13 protein-coding genes are annotated in these 15,152 nt (G+C 73.6%); 5 read left to right on the forward strand and 8 right to left on the reverse strand.

What is annotated here, in order from left to right:
- Nucleotides 1-162 precede the first annotated feature (162 nt).
- From H5398_RS10995 to mraZ, 3 genes are all read right to left on the reverse strand, one after another.
- A complete protein-coding gene (locus H5398_RS10995; protein ID WP_182782603.1) occupies nucleotides 163-672 on the reverse strand; it encodes a hypothetical protein in 510 nt (169 codons plus the stop codon).
- On the reverse strand, nucleotides 669-1,631 hold the full coding sequence (gene rsmH / locus H5398_RS11000; protein WP_182800032.1) for a 16S rRNA (cytosine(1402)-N(4))-methyltransferase RsmH: 963 nt from the start codon (nucleotides 1,629-1,631) through the stop codon (nucleotides 669-671). The genes H5398_RS10995 and rsmH overlap by 4 nt, the downstream gene beginning before the upstream one ends.
- A 132-nt stretch (nucleotides 1,632-1,763) precedes the next feature.
- A complete protein-coding gene (gene mraZ / locus H5398_RS11005; RefSeq protein WP_182782601.1) occupies nucleotides 1,764-2,198 on the reverse strand; it encodes a division/cell wall cluster transcriptional repressor MraZ in 435 nt (144 codons plus the stop codon).
- A 233-nt stretch (nucleotides 2,199-2,431) separates the two neighbouring features.
- Here mraZ and H5398_RS11010 point away from each other — a divergent pair, with 233 nt between their 5' ends.
- Genes H5398_RS11010 through H5398_RS11025 form a run of 4 tightly spaced genes read left to right on the forward strand, consistent with a single transcriptional unit; the run spans nucleotide 2,432 to nucleotide 7,157 of the window.
- The gene (locus tag H5398_RS11010; RefSeq protein WP_182782635.1) at nucleotides 2,432-3,331 is read left to right on the forward strand and encodes a MoxR family ATPase; all 900 of its coding nucleotides are present in this window, start codon (nucleotides 2,432-2,434) and stop codon (nucleotides 3,329-3,331) included.
- Between the two features lie 4 nt (nucleotides 3,332-3,335).
- Entirely contained in the window at nucleotides 3,336-4,562 is a 1,227-nt protein-coding gene (locus tag H5398_RS11015) for a DUF58 domain-containing protein (RefSeq protein WP_182782600.1), read from the forward strand.
- The gene (locus H5398_RS11020) at nucleotides 4,541-6,718 is read left to right on the forward strand and encodes a transglutaminase domain-containing protein (RefSeq protein ID WP_182800033.1); all 2,178 of its coding nucleotides are present in this window, start codon (nucleotides 4,541-4,543) and stop codon (nucleotides 6,716-6,718) included. The genes H5398_RS11015 and H5398_RS11020 overlap by 22 nt, the downstream gene beginning before the upstream one ends.
- A gap of 43 nt (nucleotides 6,719-6,761) precedes the next feature.
- Nucleotides 6,762-7,157, forward strand: coding sequence for a DUF3040 domain-containing protein (locus H5398_RS11025; RefSeq protein ID WP_182782598.1), 396 nt, complete (start codon nucleotides 6,762-6,764; stop codon nucleotides 7,155-7,157).
- 6 nt (nucleotides 7,158-7,163) lie between these two features.
- Here the strand turns inward: H5398_RS11025 and H5398_RS11030 are convergent, their stop codons facing one another.
- From H5398_RS11030 to H5398_RS11050, 5 genes are read right to left on the reverse strand one after another with little or no spacing between them, the layout of a single operon-like run.
- On the reverse strand, nucleotides 7,164-7,901 hold the full coding sequence (locus H5398_RS11030) for a gamma-glutamyl-gamma-aminobutyrate hydrolase family protein (RefSeq protein WP_182800034.1): 738 nt from the start codon (nucleotides 7,899-7,901) through the stop codon (nucleotides 7,164-7,166).
- A 37-nt stretch (nucleotides 7,902-7,938) separates the two neighbouring features.
- Nucleotides 7,939-9,138, reverse strand: coding sequence for a DNA polymerase IV (dinB, locus tag H5398_RS11035; protein ID WP_182800035.1), 1,200 nt, complete (start codon nucleotides 9,136-9,138; stop codon nucleotides 7,939-7,941).
- Nucleotide 9,139: 1 nt separating this feature from the next.
- Nucleotides 9,140-12,952, reverse strand: a complete 3,813-nt coding sequence (locus H5398_RS11040) for a DNA polymerase III subunit alpha (RefSeq protein ID WP_220489352.1) — start codon at nucleotides 12,950-12,952, stop codon at nucleotides 9,140-9,142.
- On the reverse strand, nucleotides 12,952-13,410 hold the full coding sequence (locus tag H5398_RS16850) for an SAV_6107 family HEPN domain-containing protein (RefSeq protein ID WP_220489353.1): 459 nt from the start codon (nucleotides 13,408-13,410) through the stop codon (nucleotides 12,952-12,954). Before H5398_RS16850 ends, H5398_RS11040 begins: the two co-directional genes overlap by 1 nt.
- Nucleotides 13,410-13,766, reverse strand: coding sequence for a DUF6504 family protein (locus H5398_RS11050; RefSeq protein ID WP_182782593.1), 357 nt, complete (start codon nucleotides 13,764-13,766; stop codon nucleotides 13,410-13,412). The genes H5398_RS16850 and H5398_RS11050 overlap by 1 nt, the downstream gene beginning before the upstream one ends.
- A gap of 209 nt (nucleotides 13,767-13,975) precedes the next feature.
- Here H5398_RS11050 and H5398_RS11055 point away from each other — a divergent pair, with 209 nt between their 5' ends.
- A complete protein-coding gene (locus H5398_RS11055; RefSeq protein ID WP_182800037.1) occupies nucleotides 13,976-15,151 on the forward strand; it encodes a hypothetical protein in 1,176 nt (391 codons plus the stop codon).
- Nucleotide 15,152: the final 1 nt, after the last annotated feature.

The following is a 15,152-nucleotide window of genomic DNA, read 5'->3' on the forward strand; positions in this document are numbered from 1 at the left end:
GACCTGCCGGCGGGCTTGGCTGCCGGGCGCGCGGTGGAGCGCTGGGTCGGGTCGCCGGAGGGCTTCCTCCCGCCCGCGGCGGCGCCCTTCTGGGGGCGCGAGGACGATGACGCACGAGTCCCGTTGGTGGCCCGCGGCCGCCCTTTGCGTTCCGCCATGGCCTTACTCCCCCGTCGTTCCGGCCGCGACGAGATCGTCGGGCAGCTCTACCACCGGCGCCTCCGGCCTCGGCGTGGTGACTGGGGCCGCCGTCGAGGGCGCCTCTGAGCGGCGGCCGCGCAGGTAGGGCAGCTCGTCTCCGGTGACGGCCGTCGGCACGCCGGTGACCGTGTGATCCGCCAGGTGGATGAACGCCGGGTACGGGTTGGGAACCATGCCGAGCTGGGAGGCCCGCAGCGCCAGCGCGTTGGCGCTGGAGACGTTCTGGAGCTGGGAGGTGAGGGCGGCCTGGGTGTAGCCGAGCTCGGTGGCCTCCCTGCGGAGGCCGGCCAGCTCGCGGGACTGGGCGCCCACGGAGGTGGTGACGACCATCACCAGGCCCAGGCCGGCGGCGATCAACAGGACCACGATGACGGCGAAGCCGAGGGGGGAGACGGTGCCGCCGGGCATCCTGACGACGCGCAGGCGTGGGGCGGGCGGGCTCCCGGCGGCGGTGATCGGCTGGGCGCTCATGCGGTGGCCTCCCTGATTCGTGTCGCTGCCCTGAGCCGCGCGGAGGCGGCCCGGGGGTTGCTGGCGGTCTCGTGCTCGCTGGGCCGTTCGGCGCCGCGGGTCAGCAGCATCAACTCGGCCTTGAGGTACTCGGGGACGACGGGGAGGTCGCGGGGTGCGCGGTCCGCGGACTTCGCGGCCAGGGTGCGCTTGACCAGGCGGTCCTCCAGCGAGTGGTAGCTGAGCACCGCGATCCGGCCGCCCACGGCCAGGGCGTCGACGGCCGCCGGCAGGACCCCCTCGAGGGCGGCCAGCTCCCGGTTGACCTCGATCCGCAGCGCCTGGAAGGTGCGCTTGGCGGGGTGGCCGCCGGTGTGGCGGGCGGCGGCGGGGATGGCCGCCGAGATGGTCTCCACCAGGCGCCCCGAGCTGGTGAACGGGGCGCGCTGCCGCTCGTCGACGACGGCGCGGGCGATGCGGTCCGCGAACCGCTCCTCGCCGTACCACTTGAGGATCCGCGCCAGCTCACGGGCCGGGTAGGTGTTGAGCACGTCAGCGGCGGTGGGGCCCTCCGTCGGGTTCATCCTCATGTCCAGGGGCGCGTCGACGCGGTAGGCGAAGCCGCGCTCCAGGCGGTCGATCTGGAGCGAGGAGAGGCCGAGGTCCAGCAGGATGGCGTCCACCTTCGCGACGCCGAGATCCTCCAGCACCTCGGGGAGCTCGTCGTAGACGGCGTGCACGAGGGTGGCCCGCTCGGCCAGCGGGCCCAGGCGGTCGCGGGCGACGGCGTGGGCGTCGGGGTCCCGGTCGATGCCGATCAGGCGGGCCTCCGGGCAGGCCTCCAGCACGGCGATCGCGTGGCCGGCGAGGCCGAGGGTGCCGTCGACGTAGACCGATCCCGGGCGCTGCAGGGCCGGGCGCAGGAGTTCGACGATGCGGTCTTTCATGACCGGTTCGTGAACGTCCGCGTAGCCCTGCATGTGTCTCGACCCTTGTCTTCTGATGGAAATTCGTCCGTCTCGTGCGCCCCACCCGGAGGTTCCCTTCCGGAGTGGACCTGACATCGGGGAAGTGAGGTCAGGGCCGCCGGCCGGGAGCCACCGGGTGGGCCGTCAGAGCCTGTGGAAGGCGCTGAGTTCGTCGTCCATGCCGGCGAAACCCTCTTCGCTGGCCGCGGAGTAGGTCTGCCAGGTCTCGGCGTCCCAGATCTCGGCGCGGTTCATCGCTCCGATCACCACGACGTCGCGATCCAGGCCGGCGTAGTCGCGCAGGATCTGGGGGATGGTCACCCGCCCTTGCCGGTCCGGAACTTCGAAGCTGGCGCCCGCCGTCATCATGCGCTGATAGTCGCGGACCTGCTTCACGGTGCTCGGGGCGCTCATGGCCTCTGCCATCAGCGCCTCGAACGTGTCCTTGGGGTAGACGGCCAACGCCCGCTCCTGGGTGCGGGTGACCACCAGTCCGGCCTCCAAGGCGTCGCGGAACCTGGCGGGCAGGATGAGGCGCCCCTTCTCGTCCAACTTGGGTGTGTAGGTCCCCAGAAACATCGGTGTGCGCCCCCCTTCGCTCCACTAGCCATCCACTTCGCTCCATTTCGCCCCACCGTACCCCACTTCCCCCCACCGGGGCACCACTTTGTGGCGTGTTGGCTGGTCGTTGCCGCTGGCAACTACGCTGGAACCGCCGTCCCGGCCCGCCACCAGAAGGAGTCCCGGTGAACCAGCCCGTCACCCCCTCGCTCGCCGAGGTCTCCAAGCTCGCCCGCGACATCGCCGCAGAGATGGGCCGGGTGATCGAGGGCAAGCCCCATCAGATCCGGATGGCCGTGGCGGTGCTGCTCGCTGAGGGCCACCTGCTCATCGAGGACGTCCCCGGGGTGGGGAAGACGGTGCTGGCGAAGTCGCTGGGCCGCGCCATCTCCGGCAACGTCAAGCGCATCCAGTTCACGCCGGACCTGCTGCCCAGCGATGTGACCGGCGTGTCGGTGTTCAACCAGGCCACGCGCGAGTTCGAGTTCAAGCCGGGCGGCATCTTCGCCCACATCGTGCTGGGCGACGAGATCAACCGCGCCTCCCCCAAGACGCAGTCCGCGCTGCTGGAGGCCATGGCCGAGGGCCAGGTGTCCGCGGACGGGCACACGTATCAACTGAGCGAGCCCTTCATGGTGATCGCCACCCAGAACCCCATCGAGATGGAGGGCACCTATCCCCTCCCCGAGGCGCAGCGCGACCGGTTCATGGCGCGCATCACCATGGGCTACCCGGCGCGGCAGGCCGAGGTGGCGATGCTCACCCACAACGCCGGCGGGGACCAGTTGGCCAGCATCTCGCCGGTCACCGACGCCGCCGCCATCGCCGCCGCCGTCCGCACCATCCGCAGCGTCTACGTGGCCCCGGTGATCAACGACTACATCGTCGCCATCTCCGAGGGCACCCGGCGCCACCCGGACCTCCGGCTGGGGGCCAGCCCCCGCGCGTCGCTGCACCTCATGCGGGCCTCCCGCGTGGAGGCTGCGCTGGCGGGCCGGGACTACGTGATCCCCGAGGACGTGCGCAGCCTCGCGGTGGCCGTGCTGGCGCACCGGGTGCTGCCGACGGTGGAGGCCCAGGTGTCGCGGCGGGACCCGGAGAGCATCATCGGGGCCATCGTCGACGCCACCCCCGCACCGAACCGGGGCTGAGGCGTTGCCCAAGCGGGGAACCCGGCTGACGGGCCGCGGCATCATGCTGCTGGTCCTGGGTGTCGCGGCCACCGCCGGGGCCGGCTACCTGGGTGAGCGCGACCTCATGTGGGTGGCGCTGACCCTGGCGGTGCTGCCCCTGCTCGCCGCGGGCTACCTCGTGCTGGCGCGCCCACGCGTCAGCCACCAACGCTCGCTCACCCCGCCCACCATCCCCGTCGGCACCTCCACCCGGGTGGTGCTGCAGGTGGCCAACCAGTCCCCGGCGCAGGCCAGCGCCCTGCGCTTCCTGGACACCGCACCCGACCCGCTGGGGGGTGGGGCGGCCTTCGTGATCGCCCGCGGCTTCGGCCGGTGGCGTCAGGCCGTGGGCTACACGTTGGAGGCTGCGCTCCGGGGGCGGTTCGAGATCGGCCCGCTGCTGGGCTCCGCCGCGGACCCGTTCGGCCTCGCCCTGCGCACGTTCACGGCTGCCGGCGAGACGACCCTCCTGCGGGTCACGCCTCGGGTGTGGCCGCTCGGCGAGCTCACCGGCGGGGCGGGGCTGGGCGCGGCGGGCGACGCGACCCCGCAGCGGATCGGGCAGGCCGGTCAGGACGACGTGCTGGTGCGCGAGCACCGCCACGGCGACGACATGCGTCGGGTGCACTGGAAGATGAGCGCCAAGCAGGGCGACCTCATGGTCCGGCTCGAGGAGCATCCGTGGGACCCGTCGAGCACGCTCATCGTGGACAACAGGCTCGACGCGCACCTCGGCGAGGGCCCCACGGGCAGCCTCGAGTGGGCGGTCTCCGCCGTCACCTCGATCGCGGCGCTGCTGGTGGAGGGCCGCTACCGGCTGTCCGTGGTGGCGCCGTCGGGGACGGTGTTCGAGTCTGGCCACGCCGTCGGGCACGGGGCGCGGCACGCGATGGTGGAGGCCATGACGGACCTGGCGCCGTCGGAGGAGACGTGGCTGGGGCGCGCCGTCACGGACACCGAGGCGCTCACCTCGGCGTCCTCGATCGTCGCGGCCACCGGCCTGCTGCGGGCGGCGGACGCGGCGGCGCTGGTGGCCGCCGGGGGGCGGGCGCGGAGCCTGGTGGCGCTGGTGCCGGACGCGCGCGCCTGGGGGGCCGCCGACGACGAGCACGACGACGCCTGCAGGCTGCTGCGCAACCACGGCTGGACCATCGAGGCCTACGCGCCGGGGGAGCCGATGCCCCAGGTGTGGAAGCGGGTGTCGCGGTGAGGTTCAGCTACCACCCCTGGACCAGCCTCGTGGCCGCGGTCGCGCTCTGGCTCGGGCTGCTCCCGCTCTCGACGATGGTGCAGGGCGCGGGCTACCTCGTCGAGTCCGCCGTCGTGCTGGGGATCGTCGGTGTCACCGGGGCCGCGCTCGCCGCGCTCCACCTGCCGCGGATGCTGGTGCTGATGCTCCAGATCCTCGCGGGCGGCGCCTACGTGGTCTGGCGGGCAACCTCCCTTGCCGGCGCGGGCATCACGGATCCGCTGGGCTCGATGCAGGCGCTGGTCGCCGAGGGCGTGGTGACCATCCGCACCAGCGCCGCGCCCGTCGAGCCCACCCCCGGTCTGATGTGGCTCATCGTGGCGCTCACCGGGCTGCTGATCCTGGTGGTGGAGCTGCTGGTCAACGTCCTGGAACAGCCGGCGTGGGCCATCGCGCCGGTGGCGCTGGTGTACGGCATCGCGTCCATCGCGGTCATCGACGAGCTGTCGTTCGTGTTCGTGCTGCCCGTGGTGGTGGGCTACCTGGCGTTGCTGGTGAGCGCCACGGGGCTGGCCGACGAGGTCACCGGCAAGGCGTCGCGCGTCGGCGCCTACCTTCTGTCGCGGGCGCAGGTGGCGGTGGCGTTCGGGGCGGTCGCGGTGGCCCTGGCGCTCGTGCTCGCCCCGCTGGTGCCGCTCGGGCAGAAGCAGCCCTGGAACAGCGACGGCCCGGACGGCCCCATCCAGCTCAGCGACCCCACCGTCCGCCTGGAGCAGGATCTCAAGCGGCCCGCGGACACCCGCATCCTCACGTATCGCACCTCCAACGACGAGAGCGTCTACATGCGCACCGTCGCGCTGCCGGAGCTCACCACCGCAGGGGCGCGCCTGCTCCCCATGCGCCTCTCGCGGATCGGGCTGGCGGGCGCCCACACGTTCCCCGGCGAACGCGTCGAGATCGACGTGGCCATGGCCGGCGTGCCGTCGGAGTACCTACCCGCCCCGTTCGCGGCCGAGTCCATCGACGCCGACGGCAGCTGGAGCTTCGACCCGGACACGATGAGCATCGTGGCCTCCGGCCCGGACCGCCTGGAACAGACGATCGACCTCAACTACTCCGTGGTCTCCACCCTGCCGTCCCCGTCGCGGGAGGACATCGAGGCGGCCGAGGCAGGCGGCGGCGTCAACGCCGTCACTGTCGCGGTGCCTGAGGGGCTCGCCCCCGTGGTCACGGACCTGACCGCCGACGTGGTCTCCGAGGCCGCCACCGCCGGCCAGAAGGCGCTGGCCATCCAGGAGTTCCTCCGCTCGGACGCCTTCACCTACTCGCTCGAGGCCCCGCCGTCGACCGGCTCCGACGCCATCAGCGCCTTCCTCCTCGAGGAGCGGGCAGGCTACTGCATCCACTTCGCCGCGGCCATGATCACCATGGCCCGCCTCGAGGGGATCCCCGCGCGGATGGCCGTCGGGTTCGCCCCCGGCGAGCGCCTCGAGGACGGCACCTTCGAGGTCACCGCGCACGACGCCCACGCCTGGCCGGAGCTCTTCCTCGACGGGCTCGGCTGGGTGCCGTTCGAGCCCACCCCCGCGTTCGACGGCCCTCCCGAGTACACCGATCCGGCCACGCAGCCCTCAGGCGCACCGTCGGATTCGCCGTCACCCAGCCCGTCGACGCCCACGACCCTGCCGTCTGCGCTCCCCTCCGAGGAGCCGATGCCCACGTTCCAGCCCAGCGCCCCGGGCGGCGACGGCGACGTGGGATGGCTGGACTGGCTGCTCGCCGGGATCGCGCTGGTCGCGCTGAGCGTGCCCGCCGCGGTCCGGCGGGGGCAGCGGTGGTGGAGGCTGCGCGGCGGCCAGGAGGCGAGGGTCGCGGCCGGTTCGGCGTGGACGGAGGTGGAGGCCCTGTTCCGGGACTTCCGCCGGCCCTGGCCGGACGGCTCCCCCGGGCCGGTGTCGGAGTCCGTGGACCTTCCCCCCAACGGCGCGGCGGCGCTGCGGGAGCTCGCGCACACCGTCGAGGTGAGTAGGTTCTCGCGTGACGCGGCGGATCCTGGGCGGCTGCCCGCCCAGGTGCGCGCGGTGCGGGCCTCGCTCTGGGCGGACTCCTCGGCCATGGTGCGGGCCAGGGCGATCCTCCTGCCGGCCTCTCTCTGGCGTCGACTTCCCGCCGGTTGACCCGGCGCATAGACTGGAACGAAAGGTCGACGAGGGAGAACCAATGGCGCTTTCTGAGCAGGAACGAAAGCTGCTGGAGCAGCTTGAAGCGTCCCTCATGGCCGAGGACCCCAAGCTCGCTGACACGCTGAGCGGGTCGTCGACCATCCGCATTCACCGCCGCAGGGCGGCCATCGCCGGCGTGGGGTTCATCGCCGGCGTCGTGGTGTTGTTGGTGGGGGTCCAGGTGCACCCCGCGGTGAGCGTGCTCGGCTTCCTGCTCATGCTCGGCGCGGCGCTGATCGGCATCAACTCGTGGCGCAGGGTGGGTGACGAGGGCGCCCAGCCCAGCAGGCGCGGGCCCAGCGCGCCGCGGCCCTCGCCGTCGACCAACCCATCGCAGGACTTCATGGACAAGCTTGAGGAGCGGTGGCGCCGTCGCCAACAGGGCGACCTCTGATCCTCCTCAGGCGCTCGCGCGGGGTGCCTCGGTGCTGCGGATGTGCGCGGCCAGCCAGCCCAGCAGACCGGTGAGCTGATCCGGCTCCGCCCCCTCGTCCTCCGGGTGCCATTGCACCGCCAGGACGGGGCGGTCCGGGTCCTCGATCCCCTCGATCACGCCGTCGTGAGTGGCCCACGCCGTGGGCCTCAGGCCCTCGCCCAGTCGTTCGACGCCCTGATGGTGCGAGCTGCGCACCGTCAACCGCTCAGCTGGGAGCGCGTCCGCCAACCGCGACCCGGCCTCCACGTCGACGAGGTGGTCCAACATGCCGCGCTGGCCGTCGGGGAGCCGGTGGGTCTGGGCGGTGAACAGGTCCGGAGACAGGTTCCCCCCGTAGGCCACGTTGATCAACTGCATCCCGCGGCAGATCCCCAGCAGCGGGCGGCGGTCCGCGCGGCAGGCCTGCACCACGGCGATCGAGCGGCGGTCCGCGGTGCCCAGGTGGTCCCCGGACCCGGGATACTCGTTCCTGCCCTTGTAGACGCGCGGGTCCACGTCGTGCCCGCCGAGCAGCACCACCGCGTCCGCGGCAGCGAGCGCCGCGTGCCACACGTGATCCCCGCAGTCCTGCATGCCGATGAGGGTGGTGATCCAGCCAGCCTCGCGGGCGAGGGCGACAGTCCGGTCCGCCAGCGCCACCAGGAGCTCGCCGAAGTGGCCGGGCTGATAGCGGGAGGCGGGCGCGATGACAAGGAGTTTCATCTCCCCCATGCTGCTGGGGGACCGTTGCGAATGTGTATCAGGCATGGATCAGGTGTGGATCAGTTCGCTCATCCCTTCGGCGGGTGAGGGTGGCCCGCCGCACGGCGTGCGGGCCGAACCGCAGCACCGCCTTGTCGATGGCCTGCTCTGCCTCCGTCCATCCGCGGGCCGGCTCGTCCAGCGCGGGCTGCTCGTAGGTGCTGGCCTTCGGCACCAGCTTCTCCATCCGGACCCCCACCCTGCGGATCCGGGCGCGCTGCAGGTTGAGCTTGGTGAACAGCCGCATCGCCTCGGCGTAGATGTCGTTGGTGCGGTCCGTGGGGGCGGAGATCGTGCCGGTGCGGGTGATGGTGGTGAAGTCCGCGAACCGCACCGACAGCGTCACCGTGCGCCCCACCATGGACTGCGCCCGCATCCGCGACGCGGTGCGGTCCGCCATCCGCAGGATCTCCGTGGCCACCACGCCCGCGTCGTCGGTGTCCTGCGGGAACGTCTCCTGCGAGCCGACGCTGTGCTCGGCGGGCTCTCGGGCCAGGACGGAGCGGTCGTCGCGGCCCCAGGCAAGGTCCAGCAGGAGCGCGCCCTGCCCGTCGCCGAGCGCCCGCTGCAGGGTGGAACGGGGGGTGTTGGCGATGTCGCGGACGGTGCTGAGGCCCAGCCGGTGCAGCCGCGCCGCCGTCGCCTCCCCCACCCCCCAGATGGCCTCCACCGGCAGCGGGTGCAGGAACGCGATGACCTCCTCGGGGCGGACCCGCACCAGGCCGTCCGGCTTGGCGGCCTTCGACGCCAGCTTGGCGATGAACTTGCTGGGGCCGATGCCCATCGAGCAGGGCACCCCCTGCTCGTCCATCACCTGGGCGCGGAGCGTCTCCCCGATGGCAACCGGGTCCCCGCCGAGGCGGCGCAGCGCCGTGGTGAGGTCGATGAACGCCTCGTCGATGGAGGCCATCTCCACCCGGTCCGTCACCGTGTCGAAGATCTCGCGGATGCCGTCGGAGACCGCCGTGTAGTGGTCGAAGTCCGGGTGGATCACGGCCACCTGCGGGCACAGGCGCCTGGCCCGGCTCGACGGCATGCCCGCGCCGATCCCGAACCGGCGCGCCGGGTAGTTGGCCGAGAGCACCACCCCGCGGGTGGAGCCGCCGACGAACATCGGCACCTCCCGCAGCTCTGGGTGCCGGGCCATCTCCACCGACGCGTAGAAGGCGTCCATGTCCACATGCGCGATGACTGGCATCTCATCTCCCTGAGCTTCCCGGGCTGGAGTGCCACAGCTTGCGTGGTGCCTCGGCCGCGCCGGTGCCCGCCGGCTTGATGTCCGCGTAGGGCGACTGCGTGAACCCGCTGGCGTGCACCAGCACCCGGCGGCGCCCCATGCCGCCCGCGCGGGTGTGTTCCTGCGGGTCCGGGGGCGGCTCCTCGTCGACGCCCGGTGCGGGCTGGGCGGCCGGGGCCTGCCGCTCGGCCGGCGCGGGGTGCCACTGGCCCACCAGGGAGTAGCCCACGGGCACCTCGTCGATGATGGCCGCCACCGCCGCGACAGCCTCGGCCTCGGTGGCCCCCTCGGACAGCGCCGCCCGCCACGCCTCGTCCAGCCTGCCCAGGTCCCAGCAGCCGGTGGCGCGGATGGAGACCCCCCGCGGGCCGGTGCGGCGGACCTTGCCGCGCACCAGCACCATCCAGGAGGCGAACACCGTGGCCGCGTACGGGCCCTGCGCGTCCTCGAAGAAGGTGGCGTCCACCGGGCCGGTGGAGTCATCCAGGGTGACGAAGATCACGCGCCGCCCGGAGCGCACCGGGGGCGTCTGGGTGGCCACCTTCACGCCCGCGACGAGGATCTCGGCCTGGTTGCGCTGCTGCAGCAGGGTGCGCGAACTGGTGGCGCCGAGCGCCCGCAGCAGCGGCAGGTAGCGCTCCATGATGTGGTGGCTGACGTCCAGGCCGAGGATCTCCAGCTCCGCCTTCAGCCGCTGCTCGTCGTCCATCTCCGGCAGCCCGGTGACCGGCACGTCCGCCGTCGGCTCCGTCTCACCGACGCCGAAGTCCAGCGCGCCCTGCACCGCCTGCGGCGGATGGCCCGCCCGCTGCCGCTGCGCCCAGGCGAGCTCCCCGGGGTCCGTCCCCGCGACACTCCTGCGCCGCCCCTTCGCCCGCGACACCACCCGCTCGTCCGCCCGCCGCTGGCGGTGCAGGTCCGCCAGCGCCAGCAGCAGGTCCCGGCGGGTGATCTGGCCGCGGCGCTGCACCGCGGCGTGACGGCCGATGCGGTAGAGGGCGTCGAAGGCGCCGGCCAGGATGAGCCGTTCGACGACGGGCTCGGCCACCCGGGCCCGCCCCCAGAAGTCCGTGAGCGAGGCGTAGGGCTGCCCGGCGACGATGCGCTCCATCTCCGCCTCGGCGATGCCCTTGACGTCTGCCAGCGAGAGCCGGATGCCCCAGCCGTCGACCTGCGGCAGCCCGTCCATGGTGGGCGGGGCGCCGATGGCGAGGTGCTCCGGCAGCGCCATCGGCTCCTCCGCGGCCTCGCCGTCGGCCAGCGCCTCGGCGCGGTACTGGGCGGTGCTGCGGTTGACGTCCAGGCCGAGCACCGCGATGTTCATGCGGCGGGCCTCCTCCAGCAGCAGCCGCTTGGGGTACATGCCCGGGTCATGGGTGAGGATGCCGGCGAGGAAGTGCGCCGGGTAGTAGCGCTTCAGCCACGCCGACTGGTAGGTGGGCAGCGCGAACGCGGCGGCGTGCGCCTTGCAGAACCCGAAGGAGGCGAACGAGACGAGGATCTCCCAGATCTGCTCGACGATGTGCTCGTCGTAGCCGCGGGCGCGGGCCTTGGGCCAGAACCACTCCTTGACCTGCGCCTGGCCCTCCTTGTCTCCGAGCGCCCGGCGCACCTCGTCGCCCTGGGCCAGGGTGCAGCCGGTGGCCACCGAGATGATCTGGATGATCTGCTCGTGGAACACGACCACGCCCTGGGTCTGCTCGAGGGCCGGGATGAGGCTGGGGTGCAGGTATTCGGGCTGCGCCCAGCCCTGCCGCGCCTCCAGGAACGGGGTGATCATGTCCGACTTCACCGGGCCGGGACGGAAGAGGGAGATGTCGACGATGAGGTCGTGGAAGGTCTCGGGGCCGAACTTGCCCACCAGCTCCCGCTGGCCGGGCGACTCGATCTGGAAGCAGCCGAGCGTGGCGCGGTGGGCGATCATGTCGTAGACGGCCGGGTCGTCGAAGGGGTCCAGGTCGTCGATGAGCGGCGGGGGCCCGGCCGGCGAGGTGCGCGCGATCTCCGTCAGCGCGTGCGACATGGCCGACTGCATCCGGATGCCGAGGACGTCCAGCTTGAGCAGGCCCAGGTCCTCCACGTCGTCCTTGTCGAACTGGCTCATCGGATAGCCGCCGAAGCTGGCCTCCAGCGGGGTGCGCTGCCCGAGCGACGAGTCGCTGAGGATCACGCCGCAGGGGTGCAGGGCGATGTGCCGGGGCAGCCCGTCGAGCGATTCGACCAGTGAGAACAGCACATCGAGGCGCTCCTCCCCCAGGCCTGCGGCGCGCAGCTCGGGCAGGTCCCGCAGGGCGGCGCGGGCGTCCCGGGCGCGGATGTGCGGGAACGCCTTGGCCATGGCGTCCACCTCCACCGGCGGCAGGCTGAGCGCGGCGCCCACATCCCGGACGGCGTGGCGCACCCGGTAGGTCTCGATCATGGCCACGCAGGCCACCCGCTGGCCGCCGAACGTGGCGAGGATTTTGTCGTAGACCTCGGTGCGGCGGGCGGATTCCACGTCCAGGTCGATGTCCGGCAGCGCCACCCGCAGCGGGGAGAGGAACCGCTCCATGATCAGGCCGTGCCGGATGGGGTCCACCCCGGAGATCCCGAGCGCGTAGTTGACCAGGCTGCCGGCGCCCGAGCCGCGGGCCGCGCAGCGGATGCCGAGCTCCCGGATGAGGCCCACCACGTCTGCCACCGTGAGGAAGTAGGACTCGAACCCGAGCCTGCCGATCACGGACAGCTCGTCGTCGAGACGGCCGGTCACCTCGGGGGTGAGGGTGGCGTAGCGCTGCGCCAGGCCCGCCTCGCAGCGCGCGCGCAGCACCCCGGGCGCCTCGACCAGCGTGGTGCCGAGGGTCTCGAACTCGGGCAGCCGGATCTCCCCCAGCCCGACGTCGCCGACGGGGTCCAGCCGGCAGCGCTCGGCCAGGTGCCGGGTGGCGCGCAGCAGCGCCGTGCCGTCCGGCTCACCCGCCAGGCGGGCCGCCTCCTCCGCCGCGGCCGCCATCGCCTCCCCCGGCTTCAGGTAGCCCTCGGCGTTGCGCCTGTCGATGGTGCGCACGTCCAGCGGGGCCAGCCGGCGGGCGGCGTCCAGCACGTCCGCGGTGGCGGCCTGCTCCCGCCGCGCCATCCGCGCCGCGTTGGTGAGGACGACGGGGACCGCGAGCCGGCGCGCCAGCCGGATCATGCCGGCGGCCTGGTGGGCCGACGCGGCCCCGCGCCCGCCCGTCTGATGGTTGGTGGCGGCCAGGACCAGCCCGTGCCCCAGCTCGGAGCGCCACCGGGTGGCGGCGTCCTCCGCGAGGTCCGGGCGGCCGGCGGCCAGCGCCTCGCCCACCTCCGAGTCCGCGCCGAGCAGCACCACCGCGTCGCGCCCCGCGCAGTGCCGCGCGATCATCTCCAGGGTGACCGCCGGGTCCCCCCGCTCGCCGGTGAGCTGGGCGGCGGTGATGAGCTCGCACAGCGTGCCCCACCCGGCCCGGGAGGTGGCCAGCACCACGAGCCGCGGGAGCCGCTCGTCGCGCAGTTGCCCGCCGCGGGCCGCCGTGGGGCGCCTGGTGGGGCGCCAGCCGTCCGGCCGGACCGCCAGGTCCACCCCGACGATGGGCGCGATCCCCGCCTTGAGGCAGGCCTTCGCGAACCGCACGGCGCCGTAGAGGCCGCCGCGGTCCGTGAGTGCGAGCGCGTCCATGCCGTGGCGCACCGCCTCGGCCACCAGCTCGCCGGGGTGGGAGGCGCCGTACTGGAAGGAGTAGCCCGAGGCCACGCGCAGGTGCACGAAGCTGTCCATCACGACGCCTTCGCGGCCGCCTGCTGCCGTCCCGCCTGCTGATGGCCCGCCTGCTGACGACCCGCCTGCTCCCGGCCTGCCTGCTGATGGCCTGCCTGCTGCCGTCCCGCCTGCTCCCGGCGGCCCAGCCAGCGCGCCGTCTCGGCGAGGTACTGCTGCGAGTCGCGGACCAGGTCCGCGGCGTCACGCTCGGTGACCAGCGCCCTGGCGCCCGCCTGTACGGCACGCGCCTTGGGCGCCACCGCGGCGAAGAACCCGGCCCACTCCCCGAACTCCGGCGCAACCCGGTAGAGCAGCGACCACACGTCCTGGCGGGGCCGCGTGCCCACGGGGGCTGCCGAGATGGCGGCGATGGCCACCTGCTCCGCCGAACGGTAGGCGGCCAGGTAGCGCTCCGTCGGCAGGTCCGCGTGCTCGGCCTCGGCGGCGAGGCGCCGGGCCTGGCTGAAGTCGATCATCAGTCAAGCACCGCCTGCAGCACCCAGTTGTCGGCATCGACGGTGCGCGCCAGCTCGTAGACGCCGCGATGGCTCCCGTTTCCGGCCTCCACCCGCCACACCTCCCGCTCGCTGAGCAGGTCGCCGCGGGCTGGCGGGACTTCGGCTCTGGGGGGCTCCTCCCCGTCCCGGGTGGGGGCGGGGGCGGGGGCGACCTCCTCCCCGCGGGCGGCGCGCACCTGCCGGCCCGACCACCACGGGGTGGCCTGGCTCCAGCGGCCCTGGACCTCCTTGACCAGCAGCAGCCGGTCACGCCAGATGAACTGCCGCGGCTCGTCGCGGAACAGCACGTGGATGGGTTCCTGATATGTGCGCATGGGTGCCTCCCGGGGATCGTCTGATGGACTGTGCGATTCGACCCGGGAGCCCCGGCCCGACGCAGGGGTCGAGGCTGCGCCGGGCCGGAGCGGCCCATACCGCGGCGCCGTGCCCAACCAGAGCTTCCCCGAACTAATCGAACAGGCGTGCGGTAGTTCCTACTATATGCCCCCCCTCCGACAGAACGTCAAGCCCTATCCTGGGCCGCATGCTCACGATCCGAGGCGGCACGCTGGCCGGCATGGCCTGCGCCGCGCGGCTGGCAAAACTGGGCCATCCGGTGCGCCTGGACCTGGCCGGCGGACCGCTCGGGGGGCGCTGGGCGGCGGAGCGCGGGCAGCTGCCCCCCGTCGTCACCCTGCCCGCCACCTGGCGCGACCTGTTCAAGAAATCCGGCCGCCCGCTCGAGGCCGAGCTGGCACGGGCCGGCCTGGCGATGGTGGAGGCGCCACCCGCCGTGCACCGCTTCGACGACGGCGCCGAACTGGCGCTGCCCACCGAGCGCGGGCGGCAGTTCGCGGTGCTGAGCGGGCGGTACGGGCAACCCGTCGCGGAGCGGTGGCGCGACCTCCTCGACTCCCTCGACGGGGCCTGGCTGGCCGCGCGGCGGTTCGGTGTGGAGCGGCCGGACGCGCCCCGGACCGCGGAGGACCGGCGGGCGCTGCTGCTGGACCGCCCGCTCGCCGATGTCGCGGACCGGGCGGGGCATCCGCACCTGGCGCGGATCGTGCTGGACCTAGCGCCGGTGGCCGGCACGCGGTCGCGGCGGGCGCCCGGGCTGCTGGCCACCCGGCTGGTGGTGGAGCGCACGTTCGGGCGGTGGCAGGTGGTCGACGACGCCGGTCGCGCGCAGCCGGGCGGGTGCCTGATCGAGCTGCTCGAGGGCCGCCTGGCCACGCGCCGGGTGGAGATCGTCGACGGGGTGGCCGGTGACGGGGTGGCCGTGGACCGCGTGGTCGGTGAGCCCGCCGTCGACTGCCTCCCCCGTCGGCCCCGGTGGGGGCGGGCAGCGCTGGCCCCCGCCGTCGGGCAGGCGGAGGTGGATGTCGCGGGCGAGGGTGCGGATGTCGCGGGCGAGGGGGCGGCCGAGACGGTGGACCACACCGGGCAGGCGCCGGTGCTGCGCTGGCGGATTCCCGGGCGCGAGCTGACGTGGGACTTCGGCCGGGCCTTGCCTGATGTCGAGTGGGGGGTGGAGCCGCGGTCGGCACGGGCGGTGCTGCGGCGGGCGCCGGTGGCATCGGGGAGGCCGGCCGCGTCGTCGTGCTCACCCGCCGGCCCGGAGCCCTGGGCGGAGCTGGCCAGCGCCGCGCTGGCCGTCTACGAGGTGCATGAGCGCCTCACCGGCGAGGACGCGCGCCCGACGAACAGGGCGCGGCGGTAGC

The organism is Tessaracoccus sp. MC1679 (assembly GCF_014164775.1).
Lineage (GTDB): Bacteria > Actinomycetota > Actinomycetes > Propionibacteriales > Propionibacteriaceae > Arachnia.

Coding starts and splice junctions, on each gene's coding strand:
- H5398_RS11055 (WP_182800037.1), top strand. CDS start 13,976: ATGCTCACGATCCGAGGCGGCACGCTGGCCGGCATGGCCTGCGCCGCG.
- mraZ (WP_182782601.1), bottom strand. CDS start 2,198: ATGTTTCTGGGGACCTACACACCCAAGTTGGACGAGAAGGGGCGCCTC.
- rsmH (WP_182800032.1), bottom strand. CDS start 1,631: ATGCAGGGCTACGCGGACGTTCACGAACCGGTCATGAAAGACCGCATC.
- H5398_RS11050 (WP_182782593.1), bottom strand. CDS start 13,766: ATGCGCACATATCAGGAACCCATCCACGTGCTGTTCCGCGACGAGCCG.
- H5398_RS11030 (WP_182800034.1), bottom strand. CDS start 7,901: ATGAAACTCCTTGTCATCGCGCCCGCCTCCCGCTATCAGCCCGGCCAC.
- dinB (WP_182800035.1), bottom strand. CDS start 9,138: ATGCCAGTCATCGCGCATGTGGACATGGACGCCTTCTACGCGTCGGTG.
- H5398_RS10995 (WP_182782603.1), bottom strand. CDS start 672: ATGAGCGCCCAGCCGATCACCGCCGCCGGGAGCCCGCCCGCCCCACGC.
- H5398_RS16850 (WP_220489353.1), bottom strand. CDS start 13,410: ATGATCGACTTCAGCCAGGCCCGGCGCCTCGCCGCCGAGGCCGAGCAC.
- H5398_RS11010 (WP_182782635.1), top strand. CDS start 2,432: ATGGGCCGGGTGATCGAGGGCAAGCCCCATCAGATCCGGATGGCCGTG.
- H5398_RS11025 (WP_182782598.1), top strand. CDS start 6,762: ATGGCGCTTTCTGAGCAGGAACGAAAGCTGCTGGAGCAGCTTGAAGCG.
- H5398_RS11040 (WP_220489352.1), bottom strand. CDS start 12,952: ATGGACAGCTTCGTGCACCTGCGCGTGGCCTCGGGCTACTCCTTCCAG.